This window comes from Botrimarina colliarenosi (assembly GCF_007859955.1).
Classification (GTDB): domain Bacteria; phylum Planctomycetota; class Planctomycetia; order Pirellulales; family Lacipirellulaceae; genus Botrimarina; species Botrimarina colliarenosi.
In genome coordinates, this window is sequence record NZ_SJPR01000008.1 from 149981 (window position 1) to 156764 (window position 6784).

Annotated in this window: 5 protein-coding genes and 1 pseudogene; 5 read left to right on the plus strand and 1 reads right to left on the minus strand. The window is 64.8% G+C overall.

Going from position 1 to position 6784, the window contains the following annotated elements; all coding sequences use genetic code 11:
* The first annotated feature begins 58 nt into the window (after positions 1–58).
* From Pla108_RS19465 to Pla108_RS19485, 5 genes and pseudogenes are all read left to right on the plus strand, one after another.
* On the plus strand, positions 59–1327 hold the full coding sequence (locus Pla108_RS19465; RefSeq protein ID WP_146446646.1) for a NupC/NupG family nucleoside CNT transporter: 1269 nt from the start codon (positions 59–61) through the stop codon (positions 1325–1327).
* 65 nt (positions 1328–1392) lie between these two features.
* Positions 1393–1956: a hypoxanthine phosphoribosyltransferase gene (gene hpt / locus Pla108_RS19470; RefSeq protein ID WP_146446647.1), complete on the plus strand. Its 564-nt coding sequence runs from the start codon at positions 1393–1395 to the stop codon at positions 1954–1956.
* 342 nt (positions 1957–2298) lie between these two features.
* Positions 2299–2673 (plus strand): carbon storage regulator, encoded by a 375-nt coding sequence (locus Pla108_RS21535; RefSeq protein WP_146446648.1) that lies wholly within the window; start codon positions 2299–2301, stop codon positions 2671–2673.
* A 276-nt stretch (positions 2674–2949) separates the two neighbouring features.
* Positions 2950–3978: a metallophosphoesterase gene (locus tag Pla108_RS19480; RefSeq protein ID WP_146446649.1), complete on the plus strand. Its 1029-nt coding sequence runs from the start codon at positions 2950–2952 to the stop codon at positions 3976–3978.
* 98 nt (positions 3979–4076) lie between these two features.
* Positions 4077–5012, plus strand: a pseudogene (locus Pla108_RS19485) (IS630 family transposase).
* Between the two features lie 32 nt (positions 5013–5044).
* Here the strand turns inward: Pla108_RS19485 and Pla108_RS19490 are convergent.
* Positions 5045–6415, minus strand: a complete 1371-nt coding sequence (locus Pla108_RS19490; protein ID WP_146446650.1) for a pectate lyase family protein — start codon at positions 6413–6415, stop codon at positions 5045–5047.
* Positions 6416–6784 lie beyond the last annotated feature (369 nt).

A 6784-nucleotide genomic window follows, 5' to 3' on the forward strand; every position in this document is an offset into this window, starting at 1 on the left:
GACCTGTAATCTCTCCCCCCTTACAACCTGATTTCTCAAGACAGCAAGCCCCCCGCGTATGGAACGCTACATCAGCCTGCTGGGGCTCGCCGTCATCATTGGCCTCGCGTGGCTAATGAGCTCCCACAAGAGCAAGTTTCCACTACGAATTGTCATCGCAGGCGTGCTACTGCAGTTCGCTTTTGCGCTGCTGATCCTCAAGACCGCGGCGGGCAAGGCGGTCTTCGTCGCGGTCGACAAGGTGTTCGTCGGCCTGTTGGGCTGCGTCGACGCCGGCGCCGAGTTTGTCTTTGGGGCCGACTTCGCCGATCACTTCTTCGCGTTCCGTGTGCTGCCGACGATCATCTTCTTCTCGGCGTTCATGTCGATCTTCTATTACTACGGCATCATCCAGAAGGTCGTCGGCCTGCTGGCGATCGTCATGCAGAAGACGCTCGGCACGTCGGGCGCCGAGACCCTCTCGGCGGCGGCGAACGTCTTCGTCGGCCAGACCGAGGCGCCGCTCGTGATCCGGCCCTACATCAGCACCATGACCAAGTCGGAGCTGAACGCGGTTATGGTGGGCGGCTTCGCGACCATGGCGGGAGGCGTGTTGGGCGCCCTCTCGGCGATGGGGATCAATGCCGGGCACTTGCTGGCGGCATCGGTCATCTCGGCGCCGGGCGCCCTGCTGCTGTCGAAGGTCATGCAGCCCGAGACCGAGACCCCGCGGACGCGTGGCCATGTCGGCGTCGAGGTGAAGGACGAGAGCGTCAACGTCATCGAGGCGATCGCCAACGGCACGACCGGCGGCCTGTCGCTCGCGATGAACGTCGGCGCTATGCTGATCGTCTTCCTCGCGCTGATCGCCGTGCTGAACTCGGTGCTCGGCCTCACGGGAGACGCCTTCTGGCAGCTCGCCGCCTGGGCGGGCCAGAACGTCCCCGACAACCCCGCCAGGTGGTCCCTTGAAGGCGGCTTAGGCTACCTCTTCGCGCCACTCGCTTGGCTGATCGGCATCGAGTCGGCCGACTGCGCCGAGGCGGGTCAGCTGATGGGACTCAAGATGGCGACCAATGAGTTCGTCGCCTACGGCCGCCTCGCCGAGTGGACCCCCGGCGCCGAGGGCAGCGCCGGCGTCGAGGTGATCAGCAGCCGCTCGCGCGAGATCATGACCTACGCCCTGTGCGGCTTCGCCAACTTCAGCTCGATCGGCATCCAATTGGGGGGGATCGGAGGCATCGCGCCTGAACGCCGTGGCGACTTGGCGAAACTCGGACTACGGGCGATGATTGGGGGCACCCTGGCCGCCTTCATGACCGCCTGCATCGCCTCCCTGCTGTTGTAGCGGCCCCAGCGGAACGGCCCGACAATCCTTCGCCCCAACGGGCCAACCCCTCCTCGATGGACGCAATGCGGATCCTCCACTCGAAGCAAGAACTCCACGACGGCGTCCAGCGGATGGCGGCCGAGATCGCCCAGGCCTACGGCGAGCGGCCCCTGTCGATCGTCTCGGTCCTCACCGGCAGCGTCGTCCTCGTGGCCGACCTGATCCGCGAGCTCGAGATGCCGCTCCGCGTCGGCGTGATCGAGGCCTCCAGCTACGGCGGCGAGCGCACCACCCGCGGCGACCTGTCGGTCAACGCCGAGCTGATGTTCGACATTAAGGGCCGCGACGTGCTGCTGGTCGACGACATCTTCGACACCGGCCACACGCTGGTCCGCGTCATCGAGAAGATCAAAGAGTTCGGCCCCCGCTCGGTCCGCTCCGCCGTGCTGCTCCGCAAGCATGGCCGCCAGGAAGTGACCGCCCAGCCCGACTTCGTGGCGTTCGAGATCCCGGACGAGTTCGTCGTCGGCTACGGCCTCGACTACGACGACCACTACCGCAACCTGCCCTACCTCGGCGTGCTCGAGCAGGACGACCTCGACCGCCACAAAGACTTGGTCGCTGCAGGCACCGACCCCGGCGCCTAAGGTCCTTGCGGCGATAGCATTACCGTCGCGACCTGCCATTATCTGCTGGAAAGTCGTCAGCCACGCTGTTCATTCGGCGCCCCGTTTGTAAGTTTCGGGACCCGGCTGCTAGCGTTGATTTCTTGAGCCGTTCTTGCAAGTGGCGCTAGGCGTTCGAGTTACGCGCGCCAAACGCCTTCGATCTGAACTTTGGCACGGCCGGTGCGTAAGAGGGCTGGCGAGACGCACGACACCCCGTCGGACGCCTCCCTGCCGCAGCCTACGCCAGCGAGGACGCTGGTCGAAGCTGCGGGGGCGAGTGGAACTCGCCCGGCTTATCACCATCCACTAAGGGAGTGACAGATGTTGGTTCTCACACGGAAGCCGCAAGAAACCATCCGGATCGGCGACGGGATCACGATCACCGTTATCAAGACCAAGGGCCAAGGCGTCCGCCTCGGCATCGAAGCCCCGGCCGACGTGTCGGTGCTCCGCGGCGAGCTCCTCGCCGCCCGCGACAGCTTCGCGACGAAGGTGTCCGACGCCGCCTCCTCCGACACACTCGGAGCTGAGCCCGCTGAAGCGAATGCGACCCCTCCGAAGACGCCGCGCAGCGAACCCCAGGTCTCGCACACCCGCGTGAAGCGGTCGCGCGTCCCGTCGGTGCTGCCCGACCTGCTCGGCGAGCCCGGCCCGCTGCGGGCGATGATGCAAGGGCGCGCCTCGACGGGGGTGTGAGGGGCGCCGTCGGGCCACCTACCGACGGGGCGACTGGTATCCCGCTGACGGGACGACTGACGACCCCCCTCGCATGGCCACGACCGAGTTTTTCCGACGCGATGAAACAGAGCGCTCGCTCTGCAGGCGTCGGGCGAAGCGATCAACAGCCGGCCCGCGCACCGCTTCGACGATGCCCTCGTCTCTTGCGTGGCGCCGTCGGCTGAAGCACCATGCTTGAGCTACGCAGCGGAACGTCCGCCGCGGTGATCGCTTCTCTTCGCAATCGGTAGAACGATGCGCCCTTTCGGCTCGCCAAGGCTCGGCAGTTTTACTTTTCTCTTCACGCTGTTGCTGTTGTCGGCCGCCCGCGCCCACGGCGAAGCCGATCCCATCGCCCCGGGGTCGTGGACCCTCGCGGTCTTGCCCGACACCCAGATCTACGCCGAGTCCTACCCGGCTCACTACGAGGCCCAGACCCAATGGCTTGCCGCGCATGCCGAGGATTTCAACATTCGCTTCGTTCTCTACGAGGGAGACGTCACCAACCGGAACACGCGTGAGCAGTGGAAGGTCGCCCGAGCGGCGATGGCGAAGCTCGATGGCATGCTCCCCTACGCCATCGCCCCCGGCAACCACGACTACGGGCCGGGCGGCAACGCCAGCGATCGCCACAGCGCGTTCAACGACGCCGAGTTCTTCGGCCCCGGTTCGCCCTACGCCGGCCAGCCCACGCTACGCGGCTGCTTCGAGCCCGAGAAAACCGACAACACCTACCACCGCTTCGAGGCGGGGGGCCAGCAGTGGCTCGTGGTGGCGCTCGAGTTCGCCCCGCGCGACGAAGTCGTCGCCTGGGCCAACAAGATCGTCGCCGACCACGCCGACTGCTTGGCGATCCTCGTGACGCACGCCTACCTCTACTCCGACGACACGATCTACGACTGGCGGGCGAAGGGCCGCGACCAGAACTGGAACCCCCACGCGTACGGCGTCGCCAAACAGCCCGGCGAGACCGTCAACGACGGGCGGCAACTCTGGGAGAAGCTCGTCGCGAAGCACGCCGGCTTCCGCCTGACGTTCAACGGCCACGTCCTTAACGACGGGACCGGCTACCGGAGCACCGAGGGAGAAGCGGGCGCCGTCGTCCACCAGATGCTGGCCAACTACCAGTTCAAGAAGGAGGGGGGCCAGGGCGACCTGCGGCTCCTCGAGTTCCGAACCGACGGCGACATCGTGGTGCGCACCTACTCCCCCGTGCTCGACCGCCACGACCGCGCCGCCGACCAGCAGTTCACGATCCGCCTTGACGAACTTGGGCGGCGATAGGCTGGCGACCGGCGTCGAGTTCTAGAGCGCATCAACGATTGGCGTTCTGCTAGCACGCTCAGATAGTTTAGGCTCCGACGTTTTTGGAGGAGCCTGCGATGGGGAGCTACGCGTACTCGATGGACCTGTGTGAGCGGGTGCTCGCCGACCGCGACGCGGGGATCAGCAAGGCGGCGGTGGCGCGGAAGTACCGCGTCTCGACGCGTTGGGTCTACAACCTCGAAAAGCGGCGGGAAGAGACCGGCCAGATCGCCCCGCGGCGGGGCAGGACAGGCCCCAAGCCGAAGCTCGCCGAGCACGGCGAGCGTCTCCTCGAACTGGTCGAGCAGCAGCCGGACGCGTCGCTGCGAGAACTCCGGGATCGTCTGGGCGTGGCCGTCTGCATCGGCACGGTGCACAACACGCTGCGGCGGCTGGGCGTGACGTTCAAAAAAAGTGGTGCACGCCGCTGAACAGGACCGGCCCAACGTGGCGCTCAAGCGGACGGCCTGGCGGTTCTGGCAGGCCCACCTCGACCCGCGGAAGCTGGTGTTCCTCGACGAGACGGGAGCGAGCACCAAGATGACGCGGACCCACGGCCGGGCGGCGTGCGGCGCCCGCGTGGTCGATCGGGTTCCCCATGGCCACTGGAAGACGACCACCTTCCTTGGCGCGTTGCGGGCCGAGGGCATGACCGCCCCGCTGGGGTCGATGGCCCGATGAATGGTGAGGTCTTTCTGGCCTACGTCCAGCAATGTCTCGCGCCGACGCTCCGCCCGGGCGACACCGTCATCATGGACAACCTCTCTAGCCACAAAAGGGCCGGGGTCCGCGAGGCGATCGAAGCGACCGGCGCGCGGCTCGAGTACCTGCCGCCCTACAGCCCCGACCTCAATCCGATCGAACTGGCCTTCGCCAAACTCAAGGCCCTGCCCAGGAAGGCCGCCGCCCGAACTGTCGAACAACTCGAACAAGCCATCAACGCCCTGCTCGACAAGTTCCCTCTCGACGAGTGCCTCGCCTATTTCCGACACTGCGGATACCGAGAACGGTAATCATGGAAATGCTCTAATGCTCGTTTCGGTCGTCACTCAATACTGTTTAAGTAGGTCTCAAGCATGGTGTAGCCGTCGGCGGCCGTTAGGTTTCGGTCTTCTGCGTCATTGGGGTTCAGGCCGTTGGAAGTTTCCCATTGATCGGGCATGCCGTCGTGGTCGGCATCGGAGGGTGCTTCGGCACTCGTCAGTTCCGGCCAGCCACCAACATCCGACTGAGAGTCGATGATCCCCGTCTTCGCGATCTGCCCGACGCCGGTGTGCCGGTTGGCGTAGCTCGTACCGGCAAAGGTCGCCGTTCCTTGGCGGGTTTCCTCGATAATTCGTCGATCGACTGGGTCGCGTTTCGGGAGCGTGGCGCCGGCGTTCGCCAGGACGGAGAGGTACGCCTCCTCGGCGGATTGTTGCTCGATCGCCATCGCCGGCCACGGCTCTTCGAGCCTCAGGCCTGAAATCACTTTGCTTCCGTCCTGGGGCTGGACACCGCCGTCCCAGTTGTCAGCAGATACCGCGGCGTCGTCCTCCATCACGTTATCAGCGACGTACCAATCACCGTAATCGTCGACGCCGCGAGAAGTCGGGTTCGCGATGCGGTGCGACACGTCTCCGGGCTGGGTGGCGGGCCCTGGTTTGTAGTAATTGGCGACCATGTTGATGCGAGTGAAGTTGAACTGGTCGTTGCCCTTCTGCTGCTTCTCTCCGCCGTAGGAACTATTGTATCCCCAGTTGTAGACCACATTGTTGCGAAAGTCGGTATTGCCGCAGCCCGAAGCGAAGCGAGGGTTGCGACTCGAGTGGTGCGCGAGCAGATTGTGGTGGTAGGTGCTGTGGTTCGACCCCCAGATGCCGCCGAAGCCGTGATGGCCTTTGCCGTGCTTCGATTGGTAGAGGCTCTCCGAGATCAGGCACCATTGAACGGTGACGTTTTCGTTGTGGTAGATCGAAACCGCCTCGTCGACGCTCCAGCTTGCGGAGCAGTGGTCGATGATGAGATTCTTGTTGTAGCGGCTCGAGACCGCGTCATCGGCGCGCCCCGACTCGTCGCCGTAGCGGATGCGCAGATATCGGACGATGACTTCGTCGGCAGAAATCATCAGCGGATAGCCACGCAGGCAGATGCCGTCGCCCGGCGCCGTTTGGCCAGCGATCGTGATGTACGGGTTGCGGATTGTCAGCTGGCTATTCAATGCAATCGTTCCCGATACACGGAACACGATCGTCCGAGGGCCCGACGCCTCGACCGCCTCGCGGAGGCTGCCTGCTCCCGAGTCGTTGAGATTGGTCACTTCGTAGACGACGCCGCCCCGGCCGGCGACGGTGTACTTGCCATAACCCTCGGCGCCGGGGAATGCGAGTTGGTCCTCAGCAATACAGAGCGTCGTAGCAAGAAGAAGAGCAGCCAAAACCGCGGTCCTATTGACCCTCTCGCGGCCAATGAACCGAGGGCGACCAACGGAAGCCCGGTCCACGGGCAGGAAACGTCGCCCGGGAGGTTCGTTGTCCGCGCAACCCTCAATAGAACTATAGTCGTTCATGATAGCCCTGCCTGAGGTTCCAGCTGACGATTGGATACAACGGAGGCTTGCTGTGCCGTAACGGTGGCAATTCCAATCGCGTCGGACTGGCCTGCCCCAAAAACCTGTACCAGTTGCTATGAGAGTACGGTTTGGGGAACGCCGCTGCCCTGCCGTAGCGGAGGAGACTGCTGAGGCGTAGCCGAAGCAGTCTCCGGAGCGGAGGGAGGGCAGTGGGACCGCTCGCATTCATCGGCC